General features: G+C 51.9%; 1 pseudogene. It reads right to left on the bottom strand.

Features of this window, described 5'->3' with window-relative positions:
- Positions 1–206: 206 nt before the first annotated feature.
- Positions 207–917, bottom strand: a pseudogene (locus A3729_RS09175) (AMP-binding protein); the annotation flags it as partial.

Below are 917 nucleotides of genomic sequence, written 5' to 3'. Positions count from 1 at the left end.
GGCGGAGTGTTTTGTAGACAGAGCGGCCGTCCCAGGCTCGCTAGAGGGCTAGCAAGGGGGCAGATTCTGCGAGAGGTGGAACCGTTTGCCTACGGATTCGAGAAAAACCATACTTGTAGGCAGAGCCTTCCACGGCTCGCTGGCGGGCTAGCAAGGGTCAGGTTCTGCGAGGGGTTTCCCCCTCTGCCTACAGTAGCGTTGATTGCTTACTTGTTCAGTCGTTCATCAACCAATTTGGCGACCACTGAAGGATCGGCCAAGGTAGAGATATCCCCCAAGCTATCATGCTCGTTCGCGGCTATCTTGCGCAAAATACGGCGCATGATTTTACCAGAACGGGTCTTTGGCAACGCCGGTGCCCACTGTATGATATCCGGTGTCGCGACAGGGCCAATCTCTTTTCTCACCCATTGCTTCAAGGTGTCTTTGAGCGCGTCATTTAGGTCAATGTCATGGTCATGCATCATACTGACATAGACATAAATACCTTGGCCTTTAATATCGTGAGGGTAGCCAACAACAGCGGCTTCGGCAACATCTGGGTGAGCCACTAATGCACTTTCGATTTCAGCGGTGCCCATTCTGTGCCCCGAAATATTCAAGACATCATCAACACGACCGGTAATCCAGTAATAACCATCTTCATCGCGACGCGCACCATCACCTGTGAAGTACATACCTTCATAGGTACTAAAGTAGGTCTGGATAAAGCGTTCATGGTCGCCGTAGACAGTACGCATCTGCCCAGGCCAGCTATCCAGCATAACTAAATTACCTTCAGCTGCACCTTCCAGAATATTGCCTTCATTGTCGACAATCGCAGGTTTAACACCGAATAGAGGGCGTGTCGCCGAGCCAGGCTTTAATTCCGTGGCGCCAGGCAAAGGAGAAATCAGCACCCCACCCGTCTCGGTCTG

Source organism: Oleiphilus sp. HI0043 (genome assembly GCF_001634935.1).
The sequence above is the reverse complement of the archived record's forward strand: the minus strand, read 5'-3'. Positions and strand labels throughout refer to the sequence as shown.